Origin of the sequence: Mesorhizobium abyssinicae (assembly GCF_049887195.1) — a bacterium.
GTDB classification, from domain to species: Bacteria; Pseudomonadota; Alphaproteobacteria; order Rhizobiales; family Rhizobiaceae; genus Mesorhizobium; species Mesorhizobium abyssinicae.
This window is the reverse complement of record NZ_JARAKC010000092.1, coordinates 1-1,082: the sequence shown is the minus strand read 5'-3', so window position 1 is coordinate 1,082 and position 1,082 is coordinate 1. Positions and strand designations below refer to the sequence as shown.

At 61.4% G+C, this 1,082-nt stretch carries 1 protein-coding gene; it reads right to left on the bottom strand.

What is annotated here, in order from left to right; genetic code table 11:
* Nucleotides 1–1,067, bottom strand: a 1,067-nt coding sequence (locus PU724_RS33755) for an adenylate/guanylate cyclase domain-containing protein (protein ID WP_426213828.1), incomplete at its 3' end; no start/stop codon positions are given.
* Between the last annotated feature and the right edge of the window lie 15 nt (nucleotides 1,068–1,082).

Below are 1,082 nucleotides of genomic sequence, written 5' to 3'. Positions count from 1 at the left end.
TGAAGGGCGTCTGCGGTGGATTCCCTGGTCAACTGGTGGAGGCTTGCTATCCCGCGCAGATAGTAGTCGTAAGCGTCAAGGTGCTCGGTCGGCTTGCGCTTGGCCCGCTCGATCTCTGCCTGTTCCAGCTTCGGAGCGATCGCCCCAACGACACTGCGGGTCACTTCCTCCTGCAGGTCAAAAACGTCCTCCAGCCCGCCGTCGAAACGGTCGGCCCATAGATGTGCTCCCGTTGTCGCGTCGATAAGCTGCCCGGTGATGCGAATCCTGCTCGCCGCCTTGCGCACGCTCCCTTCAAGCACGTAGCGCACACCAAGCTCGCGTCCGACCTGCTTGATGTCCACTGCCCGCCCCTTGTAGGTAAAGCTCGAGTTGCGCGCGATGACGAACAGCCAGCGCGTCCGGGACAGCGCGGTGATGATCTCCTCAACCATGCCGTCAGCGAAGTAGCCCTGCTCGGGGTCGCCACTCATGTTGTCGAATGGCAAGACCGCGATGGACGGTTTTTCGGGGAGCGTCAGCGTATCCCTTGTCGAGAATGCCGAAGTGGGTTTTGCTCGACTGACCCGATAGGCGCGCACCGCCTCCACGATGTTGTGGACCTGATGGCTACCGAGGTCGGTGTAGGCATAGTCCAGTTTGCCTTTGACCTGCTCGTAGACGTTGCTCGCGACGCAGACGCCGCCAGGTTCTGCAAGCTTCTCGAGCCGCGCGGCGATGTTCACGCCATCACCGTAGATCGTATCGTCCTGTGCAATCACGTCGCCCAAATTTACGCCCATGCGGAAAGTCATGCGCTTGTCTTCGGGCAAACTTGCATTGAGAGCGGCCAAACCCTCCTGGGCTTCGACCGCACACTGCACCGCGTGGACTGCGCTGGCGAATCCGACAAGAAGGCTGTCGCCAGCGGAACCGACGATGCGTCCGTGCGATGCTGTGATCTTGGGCTCGATCACTTCAGCGCGAAGCCTCTTCAGCTGTGCAAGCGTGCCAACCTCGTCGGCTCCCATGAGGCGGCTGTAGCCGACGACGTCGGCAGCAAGAATTGCGGTGAGGCGTCGCTCCATGCCTGTGTCCTGCCT